General features: G+C 36.0%; 20 protein-coding genes. 13 read left to right on the top strand and 7 right to left on the bottom strand.

Going from position 1 to position 18154, the window contains the following annotated elements:
• Positions 1 to 467 precede the first annotated feature (467 nt).
• Positions 468 to 956: a helix-turn-helix transcriptional regulator gene (locus tag H6G44_RS04210; RefSeq protein ID WP_190385111.1), complete on the bottom strand. Its 489-nt coding sequence runs from the start codon at positions 954 to 956 to the stop codon at positions 468 to 470.
• A gap of 120 nt (positions 957 to 1076) precedes the next feature.
• On the opposite strand from H6G44_RS04210, the gene H6G44_RS04205 reads away from it, so the two are divergent.
• The 7 genes from H6G44_RS04205 to H6G44_RS04175 all read left to right on the top strand — a co-directional run bounded on the left by H6G44_RS04205 (position 1077) and on the right by H6G44_RS04175 (position 6524).
• Complete coding sequence (locus H6G44_RS04205; protein WP_190385110.1) at positions 1077 to 1979, top strand: hypothetical protein; 903 nt, start codon at positions 1077 to 1079, stop codon at positions 1977 to 1979.
• A gap of 2 nt (positions 1980 to 1981) precedes the next feature.
• Positions 1982 to 2389: a hypothetical protein gene (locus H6G44_RS04200; protein ID WP_190385109.1), complete on the top strand. Its 408-nt coding sequence runs from the start codon at positions 1982 to 1984 to the stop codon at positions 2387 to 2389.
• Positions 2390 to 3047: 658 nt separating this feature from the next.
• The gene (rpsP, locus tag H6G44_RS04195; RefSeq protein ID WP_190385108.1) at positions 3048 to 3308 is read left to right on the top strand and encodes a 30S ribosomal protein S16; all 261 of its coding nucleotides are present in this window, start codon (positions 3048 to 3050) and stop codon (positions 3306 to 3308) included.
• Between the two features lie 7 nt (positions 3309 to 3315).
• Positions 3316 to 3702 carry a KH domain-containing protein gene (locus H6G44_RS04190; protein ID WP_190385131.1) on the top strand — a complete coding sequence of 129 codons (387 nt, stop codon included), beginning with the start codon at positions 3316 to 3318 and terminating at the stop codon, positions 3700 to 3702.
• A gap of 248 nt (positions 3703 to 3950) precedes the next feature.
• A complete protein-coding gene (locus H6G44_RS04185; protein ID WP_190385107.1) occupies positions 3951 to 4904 on the top strand; it encodes a PhoH family protein in 954 nt (317 codons plus the stop codon).
• Between the two features lie 138 nt (positions 4905 to 5042).
• Positions 5043 to 5447, top strand: coding sequence for a ChuX/HutX family heme-like substrate-binding protein (locus H6G44_RS04180; RefSeq protein WP_190385106.1), 405 nt, complete (start codon positions 5043 to 5045; stop codon positions 5445 to 5447).
• A 114-nt stretch (positions 5448 to 5561) separates the two neighbouring features.
• Complete coding sequence (locus tag H6G44_RS04175; RefSeq protein WP_190385105.1) at positions 5562 to 6524, top strand: amino acid ABC transporter substrate-binding protein; 963 nt, start codon at positions 5562 to 5564, stop codon at positions 6522 to 6524.
• 102 nt (positions 6525 to 6626) lie between these two features.
• On the opposite strand, the gene H6G44_RS04170 is transcribed toward H6G44_RS04175, so the two are convergent.
• The 4 genes from H6G44_RS04170 to H6G44_RS04155 all read right to left on the bottom strand — a co-directional run bounded on the left by H6G44_RS04170 (position 6627) and on the right by H6G44_RS04155 (position 10208).
• Positions 6627 to 7253 carry a retron system putative HNH endonuclease gene (locus H6G44_RS04170; RefSeq protein ID WP_190385104.1) on the bottom strand — a complete coding sequence of 209 codons (627 nt, stop codon included), beginning with the start codon at positions 7251 to 7253 and terminating at the stop codon, positions 6627 to 6629.
• Entirely contained in the window at positions 7253 to 8596 is a 1344-nt protein-coding gene (locus tag H6G44_RS04165; protein ID WP_190385103.1) for an AAA family ATPase, read from the bottom strand. Before H6G44_RS04165 ends, H6G44_RS04170 begins: the two co-directional genes overlap by 1 nt.
• 192 nt (positions 8597 to 8788) lie before the next feature.
• Positions 8789 to 9505, bottom strand: coding sequence for a hypothetical protein (locus tag H6G44_RS04160; protein ID WP_190385102.1), 717 nt, complete (start codon positions 9503 to 9505; stop codon positions 8789 to 8791).
• Between the two features lie 217 nt (positions 9506 to 9722).
• Complete coding sequence (locus H6G44_RS04155) at positions 9723 to 10208, bottom strand: allophycocyanin subunit alpha-B (RefSeq protein ID WP_190385101.1); 486 nt, start codon at positions 10206 to 10208, stop codon at positions 9723 to 9725.
• 161 nt (positions 10209 to 10369) lie between these two features.
• Here H6G44_RS04155 and rlmD point away from each other — a divergent pair, with 161 nt between their 5' ends.
• Together rlmD and H6G44_RS04145 are read left to right on the top strand one after the other, a co-directional pair.
• Complete coding sequence (gene rlmD / locus H6G44_RS04150; protein WP_190385100.1) at positions 10370 to 11743, top strand: 23S rRNA (uracil(1939)-C(5))-methyltransferase RlmD; 1374 nt, start codon at positions 10370 to 10372, stop codon at positions 11741 to 11743.
• Positions 11744 to 12127: 384 nt separating this feature from the next.
• A complete protein-coding gene (locus tag H6G44_RS04145) occupies positions 12128 to 12577 on the top strand; it encodes an ATP-binding protein (RefSeq protein WP_190385099.1) in 450 nt (149 codons plus the stop codon).
• Positions 12578 to 12799: 222 nt separating this feature from the next.
• On the opposite strand, the gene H6G44_RS04140 is transcribed toward H6G44_RS04145, so the two are convergent.
• Positions 12800 to 13066 carry a DUF6439 family protein gene (locus tag H6G44_RS04140; protein WP_190385098.1) on the bottom strand — a complete coding sequence of 89 codons (267 nt, stop codon included), beginning with the start codon at positions 13064 to 13066 and terminating at the stop codon, positions 12800 to 12802.
• Between the two features lie 65 nt (positions 13067 to 13131).
• On the opposite strand from H6G44_RS04140, the gene H6G44_RS04135 reads away from it, so the two are divergent.
• The 4 genes from H6G44_RS04135 (at position 13132) to H6G44_RS04120 (ending at position 16695) form a co-directional block, all read left to right on the top strand.
• Positions 13132 to 13476: a hypothetical protein gene (locus tag H6G44_RS04135; protein ID WP_190385097.1), complete on the top strand. Its 345-nt coding sequence runs from the start codon at positions 13132 to 13134 to the stop codon at positions 13474 to 13476.
• 91 nt (positions 13477 to 13567) lie between these two features.
• The gene (gene asnS / locus H6G44_RS04130) at positions 13568 to 14959 is read left to right on the top strand and encodes an asparagine--tRNA ligase (RefSeq protein WP_190385096.1); all 1392 of its coding nucleotides are present in this window, start codon (positions 13568 to 13570) and stop codon (positions 14957 to 14959) included.
• A gap of 514 nt (positions 14960 to 15473) precedes the next feature.
• Positions 15474 to 15974, top strand: coding sequence for a 2TM domain-containing protein (locus H6G44_RS04125; RefSeq protein WP_190385095.1), 501 nt, complete (start codon positions 15474 to 15476; stop codon positions 15972 to 15974).
• 106 nt (positions 15975 to 16080) lie between these two features.
• Positions 16081 to 16695: a 2OG-Fe(II) oxygenase gene (locus tag H6G44_RS04120; protein ID WP_190385094.1), complete on the top strand. Its 615-nt coding sequence runs from the start codon at positions 16081 to 16083 to the stop codon at positions 16693 to 16695.
• 281 nt (positions 16696 to 16976) lie between these two features.
• Here the strand turns inward: H6G44_RS04120 and H6G44_RS04115 are convergent, their stop codons facing one another.
• Positions 16977 to 18017 (bottom strand): response regulator, encoded by a 1041-nt coding sequence (locus H6G44_RS04115; RefSeq protein WP_190385130.1) that lies wholly within the window; start codon positions 18015 to 18017, stop codon positions 16977 to 16979.
• Positions 18018 to 18154 lie beyond the last annotated feature (137 nt).

Here is an 18154-nt window from a genome sequence, read left to right as displayed (position 1 = left end):
TGCAAATAAACCTCTTTTAACCGCAAAATAAGTAATACAACTAATGGATATTAATTCTTATTGTGAGCGTAATTCTTCTAATCTTTTCTTAATTACGAGATTATTTTTGATAGCAAAAGAAACAATGTTGGTATCTAATAAATAAGTCATTTTTTATTTCCTTTTAACTGCTTCGTCAAAAATAGCTATTTGTTCAGGAGTTAAATCATAGACTTTATATATCGTAGTACAGAAGTGTTGAATGTTAAGATTTTGAGGATTGTGTCCAAGTTGTGCATTGGTATTGGTGATACCAAATTTGATCAATTAATGACTCTATTCTCAATAGACAATGGATTTTACCTGGGTAAAACACAAAGATTGTAAAGTTTTATTGCAGGATTCAACACTTGTGATCGTAGTATTTTTTAGTTGTCTGATGTCTGTTCATTGCTCCAGTGTTAATTTTTGAGTAATAGATTGTGTCATCAATTAAACTTGCCGTTTGTATTAAATTCTTGTATAACTGAAGTTCTTGAAGCTGAAGGAGCTACTATTCTGATGTTTAAATCAATTATTAATTGGTTTTTCTCAAGAGTTATATTTGCTTCCTGTACTAAAAGTTTTACAGATACACCGTCACCTATTTCAGATTCAATAGAAGGCTGGCTTTTATATCCTGCTTCCTCAAGCCATTCAGTAATATTTCTCCAGTTTTCTACCTTTTCATCAGATTTATCTACTAAACTTTTCACATACTTATACAAAGTATTGCAAAGGTCTACTTCGACACCTTTAACATTTTTATTCAGCCTCTCCGCTATCTCAGCGGGGCTGTAACCACAAAGTAACCCACGTAAATGTAGTTTCTCAACAGGTGTGAGCCGTTTACCCTTAGCAGATGCAATATCTGTGTATAGAGTTTCTAAATCCCAGTAGTTCGTGGCTTGAACAAAGCGTTCTTCAGTAGATGCCATTGTCAACATTGTGTACATAAAATTTACTAATCTTATACTAGCCTAACTTCTAATATTGGCTAGTAGACACCTAAATTCCGCAATGATAGTCTAGATTTAGATATTTTTAGGATTATTTTCATGGTTTCATTTTATCCTGGTCAGAAAGCTAATGAACTAGCTAAGGGCGCTCAAGAGCGATATGAACGCGCTTTAAAATGGTTGAAAATTGAGGAAGCAGCAACAAATAAGTTAGCAGAGGAGTATGGTGAACTCCAACTACAGGTGATAAAAGAAACTATTAAGCGGTTTGTAGATTTCGTTGAGCGCACTGGGAGAAAGGCTTCTGAAAGCGAGAGGAGGCTTTTAGAGGGTATGGATTTTTCGGTTCAACAGATTAAAGAATACAAAGCTGCTGCGGTAGGAGCAGAACAATATTTCGGCGCTGGGGCTAAATCCGTAGGAGCAGCAGCAGCAGGTTATGGTGGTGCTATTGGTGTTGCAACTTCAATAGGAGCAGCAAGTACAGGAACAGCGATATCAGGCCTCAGTGGAGCAGCAGCTTGGAATGCAACTTTAGCATGGTTTGGCGGTGGAGCGATCGCTGCTGGTGGCGGTGGTATGGCTTTAGGTACTGTTGTGCTAGGCGGTATTACCATTTTACCAGCTTTAGCGATTGGCAGCTTTTTTGCGGCTAGTGAAGGTGAGAAAGCCATGACAAAAGCACGAGAATATGAGGGCAAAGTGAATAAAGCGATCGCTGAGATTAATCGAGCTAAAGACGTTGCGAAAACTGTAAAACAGCGGATTACTGAGTTAAGAGGTGTGTTTGAATCTATTAACACTCGTGCTGTTCAAAGTCTAAATGAACTTGAATCTCAACCTTTTGATTCAAAGAGAGATGCTGAGAAGTTTCAAAAAGTGGGAACTCTCATGAAGTCCCTGATAGAAATTTTGAAAACTCCAGTATTAAACAGTGATGGAAAACTTAACCTTGGCACTGTCACCATCATAGAAAAATATCGCATCTTACCAGGTAAATAGAAATGACAGTCAAGAAAGTTCATGTAGAAGTATTGGGTGCAGGTGTAGATGCTGCTAACACCTTACGAGCTATCGTTGAAGCCTACACTGAATACAAAATAGTTGCACAAGAAGAAACGACTAAACGACGTGGTATAGAAGCCTGGGAAACAGCTACAATTGCTAAGATTCAAGCTGATCGTGATGTTCTAATTAAGTATCTTGAAAACTCATTTGATGAACGAGCTAAGAATTTTAGCTTTCTGTTTGAAAAAGTAGATCAGGCAATAGCAAATGGTGATAATAACCAATTAACTTTAGCTCTGCATTCTATCACAGAAATAGCAAAGTCTAGTCCATTTAAAGATTTTGCTAATTTGCAATCAGTCACAGCAGCCCTTGATGATCCAGACCATGAATGGGTTATTTAAAACTTTTAAAAATCTTTCCTCGTTCCTAGTCTCTGACTAGGAATGCAGTTGATGAGACTCTGCCTCAACTAGAGGTGCAAGCTTGATTCCTACTCCTAGAACTATAGTAGTAATACTGACTGTTTGAAGATATATGTAACCGAAAACACTGAATTTTTGATAGCGGGACTAGTTTAAGCATTCTGTAACGTACAAAAGTTATTAAACAATTTATTCTGCACTACTACTTATCTATAAAACTCTGATTCTCATTTACTATTGATGTGATCGATAGCGAAATGCTGCTGCAAGCAGATCACATTCCTGTAACTTTAGGTCAGGTTAGCTCTTGGCCTATACCGAAATAAGTACCCAGTCTAGGTCAAGGCCTAGAATTTATCAAAATCATTTATAATGAATCAGAGCAGGTAATGAGGGAAAAATTGAGGTGCTACAACTGTTTTATCCCGAAACGACGGGAGCAGGGGGTTAATCAACAGCAGAGAGAATATCTTTCTTGCCGACAACAGACAACTAACTAATAGCCATTCATAGACAGGAAGTGCTAAAATTAGCGTTTCGGTGTCGGAAATTGTGAACATGGGTGTCATAACCCAGTCACTTCCTCATTAATCAGTTGCAAACTCACTAACTAGGAACAGGAGAAACAGTTCTCAAAATGATCAAATTGCGTTTAAAAAGATTTGGCAAAAAGCGCGAAGCAAGTTACCGGATTGTTGCTATGAACAATCTTTCCCGTCGTGACGGTCGCCCCCTAGAAGAACTAGGATTTTATAACCCCAGAACTGATGAAGTTAAATTAGACATTCCTGGTATCGTTAAGCGACTACAACAAGGAGCCCAACCTACCGATACAGTTCGTCGTATCCTCATAAAAGCTAACGTTTTTGAACAGGTCAGTGCAACAGCCGCATCATAATTTTGAGATTAAATCCCTAGCAACCAGTCCCAATTATGTTGGGCTGGTGAAGTTTCTGGTTCAGCCGTTTTTAGAATCTCCAGAATCTCTAAGCGTTGATTGTGAAATGTCTCAAACCCTTAATCGGGCTTGGGTTCGCATTGCTTTTAATAGCACAGATAAAGAAAAAGTGTTTGGTCGCGGAGGAAGAAATATCCAGGCAATTCGCACTGTCATTGCCGCCGCAGCGGAACTAGCTGGACAGTCAGTATATCTGGATATTTACGGCGGTACTTCCCACAGTCGAGATAGTATGTCTTTTGATGAAGAACAGGAAGAGCGGATACTACCACCCAAGTCCAAAGAAAGAGAGAGCAATATTCCCAAACCTGTTGTCAAACCACGTTTACGCTAGATTATAACTAGTCAGTTTAAATTGTTGGTGGCAGGTTAAAATTATGGGAAAAATGGAGACGGGGGACAACAGCATTGTCAAATCTTGGCTAAAAATTTCGTGGTTATTACGGATTTACAAGCCAAGAATTAACAAATGTTGTCAGCCTATTTCCCCATCATAAATATATTAATTAACGAAAATTTTAGGATTTTCAAGGAAAATATTAATTTTGTCAAAAATCACTTTTCACTTAATTCAGCAATAATATGGCAGATGATTCTATACTTCAACTGCCTAATATGTCTAGTGCCATTGCTTTAGCAGGATATGGTGAGGCTAATATCAAGTTTTTATCTCAACAAACAGGAGCTAATTTAGTTCTGCGGGGACAAGAATTATTAATTTCAGGAACACCGAAACAAATAGAATTAGCGAAGAAGTTGGTACGCTCTCTAGAAAATTTGTGGAGTAAAGGTAATAATATATCCAGTGCGGATATTCTCACAGCCCGTCAAGCCCTTGATACCGATACAGAAGACCAATTACAGGACTTACAGCGCGATATCCTCGCTAAAACTCGTCGAGGGTTAGAAATTCGCGCTAAAACCTTTCACCAACGCAAATATATAGATGCACTCCGCAGACGTGATTTAACCTTTTGTATAGGTCCTGCAGGAACAGGGAAAACCTATTTGGCCGTAGTAGTCGCAGTTCAAGCACTACTTAGTAATCAATTTGAACGACTGATTTTAACCCGTCCCGCAGTGGAAGCAGGGGAAAAACTCGGCTTTTTACCGGGAGATTTACAGCAAAAGGTTAATCCCTACCTGCGTCCCCTTTATGATGCCATTAATGAATTTATAGACCCGGAAAAAGTCCCTAATTTAATCGAACGGGAAATCATCGAAGTCGCACCATTAGCCTATATGCGGGGACGGACTTTAAATAATGCTTTTATAATTGTTGATGAAGCTCAGAACACTACACCAGCGCAAATGAAAATGGTTTTAACGCGCTTAGGTTTTAATTCCCGGATGGTGATTACGGGTGATATTACCCAAACTGATTTACCATCATATCAAAAATCTGGTTTAGATGTAGCTTTACAAATTTTAAAAAATGTGGAAGGAATTGCTATTTGTGAATTTTCTCAGCAAGATGTGGTGCGTCATCCTTTAGTACAGCGTATTGTTGCGGCTTATGAGAGGTATGAAAAGTAGTAAATTGGTCAGTTGTCCTTTGTCAGTTGTCAGAGGTTATCGGGTTTTTTTAAGTCTTTGTAGTTGATTTAGGCTATATTTTCCTACTAGAAAGGAAGTAAATTTCAAATTGCACAGTTATCCAAAAAATAAACAATTATGACAACAACATTGAAGGAATTTTTAGAAGCTTGTGAAACCTTGGGAATGCTGCGTTTAATTGTCACCAGCAGCGCCGCTGTTTTAGAAGCTAGGGGAAAAATAGAAAAGCTATTTTATGCTGAATTACCAAAAGGTAAATATGCAAATATGCACACCGAAGGTTTTGAATTTCACTTGAATATGGATCTAATTCAACAAGTAAAATTTGAAACAGGGGAAGCCAAAAGAGGGAATTTTACAACTTATGCAATTCGGTTTTTAGACGTAGAAGAAAAACCTGCATTAAGCCTATTTTTACAATGGGGTAAACCCGGAGAATACGAACCAGGACAGGTAGAAGCTTGGCAAGTTTTAAAAGCAAAATATGGAGAAATTTGGCAACCTTTACCCCTAGAAACCTGATAATTTGAACAGATATAGATTCCTAACTCGTTGCAGAAGTCGGGAATCTTAAATGTTAATTAAAATAATTATCAGGTAGAATAATTTTAATCCTATGGATTTCCAAAGATTAATATGTTTGTCAATACCCAAATAAATCTCTCTTACTTACCTGCTTTGACTAAATCGAAGATATATAAAAATATTGCACCTGTGATATTTGGTTTGATATTATCAGCAATTATGCCCGGTGTTGCCAGCGCAGAGACTGTAATGGAAAAAGTAGCACGAACAGGGGTATTAACTGCTGGTACAAGTAGGGACGCTTTACCCTTTGCATACTCTGACAGTCAGGGAAAATTGACTGGTTATTCTGTGGATATGCTAGGTTTAATTCAGCAGCAATTAGAGAAAGAATCGGGTAAAAAAATTAAACTTAAATTAGTTGCAGTTACCCCGGCCGAAAGGATTCCTAAGATTATTAACCGACAAGTTGATATTGTTTGTGATGCTAGTAGTTTTACTTGGGAGCGAGATAAAAAAGTTGATTTTTCTATTAGTTATGGTGTCACAGGTACTCAAATCTTAATTAAGAAAAACAGTAATTTAGGTTCACCAGAATCTCTAATTAACAAGCGTGTGGGTGTGTTAGCTGGAACTACCAATGAACAAGTAATCAAGCAAATACAACCCCAAGCAAAGCTTGTATATTTAAGAACTAGACCGGAAGGATTTGCAGCTTTGGAACAGGGAAAAGTTGACGCTTTTGCATCTGATAGTATTCTTTTAGAGGGATGGTTGCAAACAGCAAAAAATCAAGATAGTTTTGCAATTGTACCTCCTCGTCCCTATTCACGAGAGGGTATTGCTTGTATGGTACCTGAAAATAACTCTAAATTTCTTAATTCGGTGAATTATTCTCTTGTCAAGTTTATGCAGGGATTTGTCAATAATAACCCCAAATATGTAGCGATTTTTGATCATTGGTTTGGTTATCAAGGTGTTGTATATTTAAATCGAGATTTACGTGATTTAGCTGTGGAAACTATGCAATTAATGATAGAGTTTCATGAAGCAATTCCCCAGAAAGATTTGTAAACTGTAGTTATCATTTGCACAAATTCAAAAGCCTATTCCCTCAGGGAATAGCAGTATAATTAGATTATTAATTCATATTAATTATTCATATTTATTCAATTATTATAAATCATCATGTTTTCTTAAATCTTTTCTATTAAGATCTAATATTTCTGTAACAACCTTTTCACGTCCATCTTTTCCATCAACACGAGTTAATTCAAGTTCTTCATCCCAATAAAATTCAAGATATTCATATATATCACAATCTTCATCAGTGGGATCAATTAATAATGGAGTCCCATCACAATCAAGAGGAAATTTATCTCCTTTCCGATTATTACAAACTTCACAAGAATAAAGAAAGTTATTCCAATCAAAAGTTAAATCAACATATTGAGATTTAGGTCTAAAATGCTCAATTCTTCCTGATGAAAGTTCAACATTCCGTTCACAAAAAGCACATTTACTAGAAAACATATCATATAGTGGCTGCTTTACAGGATTTTCCCCATTTCTTATACCTGGATTGTATTTATTTTGAGCATTGTCTACTTTTTTCTTTGCTGCTTCAATTTTTTTCTTTGCTTCTTCAATTTGTTTTTTGGTTGGTTTAGGACTTTCCTCTATTTTTTCAAGAGCGATAATAGCTTCTTGACGTTCTTTAATAGCTTCTTGAAGTTTTTTTAACCATTTATCAGCATTTTTTTTCAGAATACCTGGTGTGCTTGTTCTTTTAACTGGAATCATTACGAGTTTTCCTCTAAAAACTTATTCATTTTATCCTCTAAACTACCCGGTTCTGGTTTACCTCCAATGGGTCGAAATTCTTTCATAAATTGTCTTAATTCTTCATATTCCTCAATTTCTTCTCCTTGTAAATTATTTCTATTACTTGTCAGGTAATCATAACGATCAATTTTCTCTTCTGTAGCTGGAGAATGAGTAGAGATTAAACCAAAAGCAGGACTTCTTAAAATATAATCAACATCATAAGCTGCAATATTCTCAACTTCCTCAATTTGGACTTCTCCATTAATCATTTTTACAGTTAAAGTAAGTGCATCATCGCCAGCACCAGCAGCAACAAAAGGACTATGAGTAGCTACGAAAAATTGTAGGTTAGGAAAAACGGTTCTTAGCTTTTTAGCAATCAATCTTTGCCAAACTGGATGTAAATGAATATCTAATTCATCTATTAAGACAATACCTGATGCTTGACGAGGATCGCTTAGATCAGAAAAGCTTTGAAATAAACGCCAAATTAAATCCCCAACTAAAGCGATAATACTACGAAAACCATCTGATAATTGAGTAATAGGAATTAACTGATTTTCTAAGGAAAAAAGAATACTTCCATCATTTGTAATATCAAATTTAATATTTCCAGGTAAAAGTTCGATAATAGCTTTTTTTCCTAATTCCATCATCTGTTTAGATTTAGCATCATCAGGATTTTTAGCAATACGATAATCTAAATAAAACATCCATTCTTGAAAAGTTTTCAAACTATCATCTTCTGCAAACTGTGTACTAAAATTACTTTCACGATCTGGTCTTTTAAGTTCTCTTGATACTAGATCTTCTTTTCTACGAGAAAGCCGACGAAAAGGACCATAACCAGCAGCAAACCACCCTTGAGAATCTAAAGTAAAGGCATTTATTCTTAACCAGTCCAGAGTTTCTGAATTTTTGGGATTGGGATTTAGTGTATTTGGTGGATAATTTTCTCTACCAATTCGGGTATTTTTATTACCTATGACAAAATAAGAATAATCATAAGAGTTTTTGTTCCCACGTTTATTTCGCATCATTCCTTTATCATCATTATTTCTTTGTATTGTCGCTGTTAATTGACCATATTCCGAATTATTCCTTACCCAATCTTGAGGGGATGATATAGATGATATAAGTTGTTTAGCCCCATCTGAACCAGCTAAAAGCAAGGCAATTGCTTGAAGTAATGTACTTTTTCCTACTCCATTTTCACCTAATAATGTAATCCACTTGTAGGGCTTATTTTTATTGTGAAATGAAATAGTTTGTTCTCGAAATCCTTTGATATCTTTTATTTCAATACTCTTTAGCCACATAATAGTGTATCTCTCTGAAGAAATATTAGTTTTAATCAACTCTTTGGGATAATTCAATTTTAACTCATATCGAGTAGTTTAGATCAAAAAAATACAATTATATAAAAACTATAATACAATATTAGGTTGGGACAAATGCCCAACCCACAAAATGAAAAAACAAGAAATGTCTTTACATTATTACCTATTTACTCAGTTTAAAAACACCGAGCTACTAACTAATTGTCCCTGATTTGCAGACGGCAAAAACTTCTCTCCTAGCAAATCCTGGAAAGTTTTGACATCATTTTGCCAGTTACCAATTACTTGTCGTAAGTCTTGGATTTTTTCTGTGTTGGTATTTCCTAATAGGGGATAATTCAAATTACCAGAAAATAAAATTGCTGGTGTTATCTCCTGCTCCCCAACCTGGACGTTTACTTGATTAATAGCTAGGTTCAAAGTTCCTCGTTTTAAAGGATAACTTAACTGTAAAGCAGCATTAACTTTACTTCCTCCAAATTCCTGCCATGATCCAGGAGCTAAAAGTTTGCCACATATATAATTGTAAGCATCCTCTACTGATGGAAAATTTACAAATGCTTTAGGATTAATTCCCACAGCTTGATACTCTATTTGAGACAACTTTTCTATTAATTGCAGTGCAACTGTTGCTAGTTGAATTTCTGCCGGTGCTTTTCCCCCTATCATCTCTAATACATTCAGTCGGTTAGGTTGAACAATGATTCCTACACCGTTTTTATAAACCAACTGAACCAAATTATTATTGTAAATTGGTTGATTGGCTAATTCCCAATCCGTTGGGATAATCCCTGTATATTTCAGGAAATCTGGGTTTAATACTGCGGGATTAAGATCTTTAGCAGCAAGAGCGATCGCTATTTCTGAAAGTTGTAAACTATTACTCATACACTTCTGGTTATTGTCGAATTGATTAGCTGTATAAACACTGCCTAATCCAGTATAAGTAAAAAATCAAGTATTTGTAATTATTTATTATATTTCAGTACTAATATAAAAATATCCCCACAACTGGTTAATCACTTGACAAATATTGCCATAGTTACTACCAACTGCGGGGAAGTCAAGACTTTTAACCCTATTTCCTATTACCCATTATCTTTGATTAGGACATCGCTTGAATGATGTAATCAAAGTAAGGTGCAGTTTCCATAGCGTCTTCTGTATTCAATAAATCCAAAGACGCTTGTTTGAGAGAAATAATCGCTTCTACCATTCCAGGAACAGGAACGCCCAGAGAATTGTACATTTCTCGCACACCAACCAAACCAATTTTTTCAATAGGTTCTTTATCACCAGCAAGTACACCGTAAGTAACTAAGCGTAAATACCAGCCAAAGTCCCGAATACACAAAGCCCGCTGCTTTTCACCGTAAGCATTACCACCAGGAGCGATAAAATCAGGGCGTTTTTGCCAAAGTTTTTTGGTGGCCTCTTGAACGATCTTTTTCTCGTTTTCTGATAGGGTAGAAGCGATTCTAGTCCGCTGCATACCAGTTTCCAAAAATGCTTTGATGTTTTTGAGTTCGCCACTGCTGGGGTAACGCAGTTCGTCGTCAGCGCGGAGAATAACTTGGCTAATGACAGTCATGATAATCTAAATGACCTGAAATATTTATATTTGCTAGTTTACCGACTTAGAGGGACATTCGTGAAGTCTGTGGGAAGATAGGGATAAATGAATTTACAATTCGACACTGGAAAACTCTCACTTCCCCGTGATAAAACTCCCTATTCTCTCATAACTGACTAATGACTAATACAATGTGGCAACAAGATGAAATTATCGAACTGGAAATTACTGATTTAAGCGACACTGGTGATGGTGTAGGACGCTTTGAACAGCGAGTCGTCTTTGTTTCAGATACCGTACCAGGCGATCGCTTACTTGTCAAATTATTCAATGTTAAGCCAAAATACGCCTATGGTCAAATACAAGAATTATTGCAAGCCTCGCCTCAACGAGTAAGACCAAGCTGTATTGTTGCTGATAAATGTGGTGGTTGTCAATGGCAACATATTAAATATGATTACCAGTTAATAGCCAAACAAAATCAAGTAACTCAAGCTTTAGAAAGAATTGGCGGTTTTGTTGACATACCTATAAATCCAGTATTAGTAGCTGCCGCATCCCTTAATTATCGTAACAAAGTTACTTATCCTATTGGTGTATCTGCTACAGGTCATGTCCAAGCTGGATATTATCACAAAGGAACTCATAAACTAATAAACCTAAATCAATGCCCCGTTCAAGATACACAATTTAACCCCTTATTAGCTGAAGTAAAATTAGACATTGAAAAGCAAGGCTGGCCAATTTATAATGAAATCCATCATAAAGGCTTAATTCGCCATTTAGGTTTACGCATTGGCCGCCGCACAGGGGAAATACTGCTAACCTTGGTCGTCAAAGATTGGAAATTACCGGGAATTGAAACCCAAGCACAGCAATGGTTACAGCGTTATCCTCAACTAGTGGGCGTGTCACTTAATCGCAATAGCGATCGCACAAATGCTATATTTGGATTAGAAACCCGTTGTCTAGCTGGAGTTCCTTACCTACGAGAAAAATTCGCCGGACTGGATTTTCAAATTCGCCCAGATACCTTCTTCCAAGTGTATACAGAAACAGCGGAAGCACTATTAGAGGTAATTCAGTCAGAACTAAATTTACAAGGTCACGAAGTCCTAGTAGATGCCTATTGTGGTATAGGGACATTGACTTTACCCCTAGCTAAACAGGTAAAGCATATCATCGGGTTAGAATTGCAATCAACAGCAGTAGAACAGGCAATTGTCAACGCCCAAAACAATGGAATTAATAATGTCACATTCCAAGTAGGTGCAGTGGAAAAAATTCTCCAGAATTTAGAAATTATACCAGATGTCGTCTTACTTGATCCACCCCGGAAAGGATGTGAACCTAACGTTATCAAAACATTAAGAAACCTCAAACCGTCTCGAATTGTTTATGTCAGTTGTAAAGTAGCTACCCTCGCCCGTGACCTAAAATTGCTTTGTGAAGATGGAATGTATAAAATCACAAGGGTGCAACCTGCGGACTTTTTCCCTCAAACTGCCCATGTAGAAGCAGCCGCTTTTCTGGTGCTATCGGAAAATAATTAGGACAAGTTAATTTTGCATAAAAATTAAAAATTTGTAGCCTAGTGGATACTCATAATGCTAGAATAAAATTAGATGAAGATAGAAACTCATTTTCTTTTAAAGAAATCGAGGCTGCATAAAATGTTAAGAAAGGAATAAGATTGTGTTAAATACAAACCAGTAGTTAAAGAGATTGTTTTTCCTTGTTGTTCAAAAATAGCAGTGCTTATGTATCTGGTAAACAAACAATGTGAATTCTCGTCTTAAATTATCGGCCAAGAGCATTTTTATAAGTTTAGTTTTACAGACGTAAATTTGCCGGCAGAATGATTACCTAATTCTGATCAGAATGCCTGAAAAAGCTTTCCAGATGTTTAGCTAACTAAAAGCTACGGGGTTTCTCAAGTGATTACCATTTCTCTTCGTCCAGTTGGGCGTTACTGGGGGACAATTAGTTTTGCCTCCACGCTTTATCTTTGTCCAATCCTAGATTTACTTTTGACTGATATTCCGGCAAAACTACAATCAGAACTGCGACTAGGACTTCAAGAAGCCCTAGTAAATGCCGCTAAACATGGGAATAATCTTGATCCCGGAAAATTAGTTGTAGTCCGTTTCTCATTGGTAGATAATCAGTATTGGTGGATTATCTCAGATCAGGGTAGCGGTTTTACTCCCTCCTTGGAATCCTCTAGTGAGCCCGATAACTATTTACCACCAGACGAAGCAGAAAGTGGACGAGGTATGTCCTTACTGCACCAGATTTTTGATCAAGTAGAATGGAATCGCACAGGCACAGAACTCAGGCTTTGTAAGCAAGTAGAAAGCCGTCCTTTGTTATCTTTGCGAAGGTGAGAGGTGACTGGAAAAATTTCTTTTTTCTGACTTTTATGAATTACGTACAAGGGAATAATGAACCACTTATAGACGCAAAAAAGACGAATAAAAGCGAGTTTGACAGATATTTGAGCTAAGTCCTAACTCTGTGATCTTAGTGATTATGCGGTCTTAAAATGGTTTATCTAACCACACAGCCCCTAGACGGCAGAGGAGGGAGTTACTGAAGCAATTACAGGGCTATATTCCCTTGTGTCCGTGGGTAGGACAGGGAGGGGCAGAAATTGACTTGTCTAGCCAGCCTAAAGCCTGTTCTATTCTGGCTTGTGCCTCTTGGGGGTCATTTTTAACCAAAAAGACCATAGCGGCGGCAATCTGTTCACTAGCGCGGGCATTGCGATTAGATTTAAGACGATGCCAATCCTCTGGAGTGATACTTAATCTTTTCATGAGGGCTTGTGCCAGTTCTAGAGTGCTAATTTCATCTAGTGGACTAATTTGCGACATAAGACTAAGTGCTAAATCAAAGTAAAAGTTATGATTTAACCATCATAGCTAATGACTAATCACCAATGACTAACTTAGAGGAAAATTTTCAGCGGGATTTTGCACAGGAACTAGAGAAAGTAGAAACTTCACTGCGATTCTTGAAGGATAGATACACCCAAGTGCAAAATGATCAACAACAACAGGCACAATGGCAACAGAAATTAAAAAATTTAAAGCAAAATAGCAAGCAGACTCCAGAAATCAAGAACGAATTAACCCGGCTGCAAAAACAGCTAGAAACCTTAGAAATCAACCTAGAAAGCCAGTTGTTTTCTTGGAGTAGCCTGAAAAGACCTTTTTGGCAAGCTATCCGTTTTGGGGGTTTGGGCGTTATTATAGGTTGGTTACTGAGGTCTTGGGTTGGATGATTGGTACAATTCTCAAAGAAAAAGAAAAGATCCCCGAATTTTTGAAGAAGTCGGGGATATGATAATTTAAAAAAAATACAAATTGTAGAAAATGCTAAATCGTCGTATTGCAGAAATATTAAGAAGTGGTAAACCAGAAGAAACTTTGGTAGTCCAAGGTTGGGTAAGAACAAAACGCGAATTAAAAGGATTTGCATTTCTAGAAGTTAATGATGGTTCATCTTTGGGAAATTTGCAAATCGTTATTAATCAAGATTTACCAGATTATCAACTAATATTAAAACAAATCAATACAGGTGCTTCTATAGAAGTATCAGGAGTCCTAGTAGCTTCTCAAGGAAAAGGACAAAGAATAGAATTAAAAGCAGATACAGTGAAAGTATACGGAGACGCTGATCCTGATATCTATCCTCTGCAAAAGAAACGTCATTCCTTTGAGTTTCTAAGAACCATAGCTCATTTGCGTCCTAGAACTAACTCCTTTGGTGCGGTATTTCGGGTGAGAAATGCTTGCGCGACTGCTATTCATCAATTTTTTCAAGAACGGGGATTTTTATGGGTACATACTCCTATTATTACTGCTAGTGATTGTGAAGGGGCTGGAGAATTATTTACTGTTACTAATTTTAATTTAAAGAATGTTCCCAGAACTGAAAATCAAGAAATTGATTATAGCCAAGACTTCTTTAGTAAACCTGCATATTTAACAGTTAGTGGCCAATTAGAAGCCGAAATTATGGCTATGGCTTTTACTAATGTTTACACTTTTGGTCCTACATTTCGCGCCGAAAATTCTAATACTTCTCGTCATTTAGCTGAATTTTGGATGGTTGAACCAGAAATGGCTTTTTGTGATTTAGAAGGTGATATGGATTTGGCTGAGGAGTTTCTGAAATACATTTTTAAATATGTGATGGAAACCTGTCTAGAAGACATGGAATTTTTCCATGAACGCATTGATAATACTGTTTTAGAAACTGCAAATAATATTATTAACAATCAATTTGCAAGATTGACTTATACAGAAGCTGTCAAACTTTTAGAAAAAGCCGATGTCAAATTTGATTATCCTGTGAGTTGGGGTGCAGATTTACAATCAGAACATGAACGCTATTTAGCCGAACAACTGTTTAGAAAGCCTGTAATTGTGACAGATTATCCCGCACAAATCAAAGCTTTTTATATGCGGTTAAGTGATGATGAAAAAACCGTCCGTGCTATGGATATTCTCGCACCGAAAATAGGGGAAATTATTGGTGGTTCACAACGGGAAGAAAGGTTAGATGTTTTAGAAAAAAGGGTATTAGCACAAGGTATGAACCCCGAAGATTTGTGGTGGTATTTAGATTTGCGTCGTTATGGGACTGTTCCCCATGCTGGTTTTGGTTTGGGGTTTGAAAGATTGGTACAATTTATGACGGGTATGGGGAATATTCGGGATGTTATTCCATTCCCTCGCACACCAGAAAACGCGGAGTTTTAATGATTGTAGAGACGTTGTAAATCACGTCTCATTTGAAAATATTATTTTCCTAATTTATGAACTTCTCCCGGAAATATCGGAGACGTTTATTTACGTTGCTATGATTTGGATAATGGTACGGTGACTGGCATAAATTTTGATTTCTCAAAACTTTTCAAACCCCCTTTTATTGATAAAACATCATTTCATAGAAGCCAAAAAATCCAGGATAAAATTAATGAATGGAAACAGAAAAATTTAGCAATTTTTTGGTTACTATCCCACAATAGATTATCTTGTTTATGGGGTTCTATTATACAAATTTTGTACAGTTTTGCATAAATTATAAACTCATTATCATTCATCTGCATTAATCTGCGGTTAATTATTCTTCAAATCCTAACCACAGATAGCACTCAAGAACACAGAGAAAAGAAATCAACCAGAATAGACTGAAATTTGCTAACCTGGAAGTAGTGCAAACACTGCTGAGGTAGTGTTGTTCTCTATGAAAATGTTTATTTGAGCAAGAATTATGACGGACTTTAATTCTCATACCCTGCGTTCCTATACTCAGGAAGATGTACAGGAAATTCTACAATTAGCGATTTCTCGTCAAGTCAATGACAATAATCAAGAATTTTCCTATCAGCAGATATTGGAAATTGCAGCAGAGTTACAAATATCACCTGATACTCTGCAACAAGCGGAACGGGATTGGTTAGTTAAACAAAGCGAAGTTGAACAGCGCGAAGCTTTTAACATTTATCGTCGTAGTAAATTTAAAAAGCGTCTAGGAAATTACGCAATTATGAATATTTTTTTCCTAGCTATAAATTCTATTAGTGGTGGTATTTCTTGGTCACTTTACATTTTAGTAGGTTGTGGATTGGCTATATCCTTAGATATTTGGAATACTTTTCAAACTAAAGGTGAGGATTACGAAATTGCTTTTCAACGATGGAATCGTAACCATCAAATTAAACAAACAATCAATACAGTTTTAAGTAGGTGGTTGAAAGTGTTTAGTCCTTAATCCTAAAATCTACTAGAAACCAGGGCTATTTCATTCTAAATTTAGATCGTTTTTGGATGAATGCTTTTAAGGAGAATTTGTGTTTTCAAGAAACAGAATAAATACAGTGAAATATTATCAACAACATCCTAACGCTTTTTCTCTTCAATATCTCCAGGACTTGTGGGGAGAAATCCAAGCTTGTCCTTATTTTGCTATTAATAACCTCAACCGAGATTTTATTAATACTAAAGGCTTTTCTGTTGTATTTCAACGTCAAGGTTTAGCAGAAGTTATCCAAAAATTCCCCTATTTTAAGCCTTATTTAGATTTAGCACTTTTACCTAATTGTAATGCTTTTTATCTGAATCCTTTACTATTGAAAGCAGGTTCTCGCGTTGATCCCCATATTGACCGGTCTTTGCGTTCCTATTGTAAAACTGTTGAACCTCCTGCATTTGTAAGTGTGCTTTATGTGCGTGTACCGGAGGATATGCAAGGGGGAGAATTGGTGCTAAAATCGCAAAAACGCCAAGTTGGACAAGTTAAACCCCAAACCAATTCTTTAATTTATTTTCAGGGTGATTTAACTCATTCTGTGAATGCAGTTACAACTGTGGGAAATCGGTTAAGTCTTGTGTGTGAACAGTATTGTTTGAGTGAAGATGAACTTGAGGAAATACCACAGTTTACATTAGAATCTAGGGTTAATCAAGGGAATGGGAAAAAACAAAGGAAGTAAGTTATAATATAATATCAACAATTTCAGAAGTGTTGAATGTTAAGATTTTGAGGATTGTGTCCAAGTTGTGCATTGGTATTGGTGATACCAAATTTGATCAATTAATGACTCTATTCTCAATAGACAATGGATTTTACCTGGGTAAAACGCAAAGATTGTAAAGTTTTATTGCAGGATTCAACACTTGTGCTTTAGCTCAAATCAGACGAATTTTATAAAAATGAAATACAACTTTCATCCTGCTGCGTTAACAGAATACTCAGAAATTGATTTCTGAATTTTCACACAATATGATGAAAAATTATTTTCAGTAAATCTCCTTGAGAAAAAGGCTTTTCTAAATAACCATTAGCTTTCACAAACTTAGCTTTTGCTCTATCTCTTAATCCCATTCTTTCAGTCATCAAAATCACAGGAATATTTTGATAATGTGCGTGTTTTCTTAATAAAGAACAAATTTCATAACCATCTAAATTAGGCATTTCTATATTTAGTAAAATCATATCTGGTTGTACCCGTAGAATCTCCATTAACGCTTGGGAAGAATCCATAAATTTCAGCACAGAAAATATTTCCTCATCTAAAAATTCTTCCACAGTATTTAATATGCTATAATCATCGTCCACACTCAAAATACTGTATTTCTTCCTCTCACTAACTAGAGTATGATTCTGCTGATTTATATTTACTTCCAAATCAACTTGTTCAGAATTGCTTCCAAGTAATTGTTCCTGCTGTTTATCAGGTATATTAAGTTGATGGTAATTTTCCAAAATCAAATTTTCTGTAACATCAACCTTAACCCCTGATTGACATTGTTCCACTAAAGTTTTTAAATTCAAATGACAAAATTTAGGAAGATTATCTAAAAAAGTATGAGGAACAAATTCATAACTACCATATTTTAAATCCAGCAATGATTGTAAAACCTCCAGCGCTAATTTTTCAATTAACAAAGCGGCCTGATAATGACTAATATATTTTTGATTAACTAACCAACAAATGGCTAAATAATCTGGATTTGGGATAGACTGATTCTCAAGATCATTTTCAAAAATCATCTGTACCTGTTCCTTAATACCCAGAGGAAGAGTAGAAATTTTCTGGCTCAATTCCTCTAAATTGCGGTAAAGAGATGCAAACATTTCCCCAGAGTAACCAGCGTAAATTAGCTGACCCTGATCAATATATATTGACCATGCTCCCGACTCACTAAATACCTGCAAACAACCAGTAAAGGAATGATTAGTAATCTTTTTTAATAAGCTTATTGGTTGTAATTTTTGAAAAAATCTATATCTAGTAATAGGAATTATGTTCATATTTTCAAATTGATCATTAAAATTTTCTCCCATGATCATTGAATCATCGGATTTTGCCAAGGTTTTGAATTATAATTATTCAATGATTACTTTTAGGTTACTATAGATTTTTTGGAGAAATAAAAAAGTATCTTAAA

The organism is Aphanizomenon flos-aquae FACHB-1287, from assembly GCF_014698755.1.
Classification (GTDB): Bacteria; Cyanobacteriota; Cyanobacteriia; order Cyanobacteriales; family Nostocaceae; genus Dolichospermum; species Dolichospermum flosaquae.
This window is presented reverse-complemented; position numbering and strand designations above follow the sequence as displayed.

Excerpts from the sequence above, each read along its gene's own strand:
- H6G44_RS04140 (WP_190385098.1), bottom strand. The coding sequence starts at position 13,066 with ATGTCGCAAATTAGTCCACTAGATGAAATTAGCACTCTAGAACTGGCA.
- H6G44_RS04175 (WP_190385105.1), top strand. The coding sequence starts at position 5,562 with ATGTTTGTCAATACCCAAATAAATCTCTCTTACTTACCTGCTTTGACT.
- H6G44_RS04160 (WP_190385102.1), bottom strand. The coding sequence starts at position 9,505 with ATGAGTAATAGTTTACAACTTTCAGAAATAGCGATCGCTCTTGCTGCT.
- H6G44_RS04115 (WP_190385130.1), bottom strand. The coding sequence starts at position 18,017 with ATGAACATAATTCCTATTACTAGATATAGATTTTTTCAAAAATTACAA.
- rpsP (WP_190385108.1), top strand. The coding sequence starts at position 3,048 with ATGATCAAATTGCGTTTAAAAAGATTTGGCAAAAAGCGCGAAGCAAGT.
- H6G44_RS04170 (WP_190385104.1), bottom strand. The coding sequence starts at position 7,253 with ATGATTCCAGTTAAAAGAACAAGCACACCAGGTATTCTGAAAAAAAAT.
- rlmD (WP_190385100.1), top strand. The coding sequence starts at position 10,370 with ATGACTAATACAATGTGGCAACAAGATGAAATTATCGAACTGGAAATT.
- H6G44_RS04155 (WP_190385101.1), bottom strand. The coding sequence starts at position 10,208 with ATGACTGTCATTAGCCAAGTTATTCTCCGCGCTGACGACGAACTGCGT.
- H6G44_RS04210 (WP_190385111.1), bottom strand. The coding sequence starts at position 956 with ATGGCATCTACTGAAGAACGCTTTGTTCAAGCCACGAACTACTGGGAT.
- H6G44_RS04200 (WP_190385109.1), top strand. The coding sequence starts at position 1,982 with ATGACAGTCAAGAAAGTTCATGTAGAAGTATTGGGTGCAGGTGTAGAT.
- H6G44_RS04125 (WP_190385095.1), top strand. The coding sequence starts at position 15,474 with ATGACGGACTTTAATTCTCATACCCTGCGTTCCTATACTCAGGAAGAT.
- H6G44_RS04185 (WP_190385107.1), top strand. The coding sequence starts at position 3,951 with ATGGCAGATGATTCTATACTTCAACTGCCTAATATGTCTAGTGCCATT.
- H6G44_RS04135 (WP_190385097.1), top strand. The coding sequence starts at position 13,132 with ATGACTAACTTAGAGGAAAATTTTCAGCGGGATTTTGCACAGGAACTA.
- H6G44_RS04205 (WP_190385110.1), top strand. The coding sequence starts at position 1,077 with ATGGTTTCATTTTATCCTGGTCAGAAAGCTAATGAACTAGCTAAGGGC.
- H6G44_RS04180 (WP_190385106.1), top strand. The coding sequence starts at position 5,043 with ATGACAACAACATTGAAGGAATTTTTAGAAGCTTGTGAAACCTTGGGA.
- asnS (WP_190385096.1), top strand. The coding sequence starts at position 13,568 with ATGCTAAATCGTCGTATTGCAGAAATATTAAGAAGTGGTAAACCAGAA.
- H6G44_RS04165 (WP_190385103.1), bottom strand. The coding sequence starts at position 8,596 with ATGTGGCTAAAGAGTATTGAAATAAAAGATATCAAAGGATTTCGAGAA.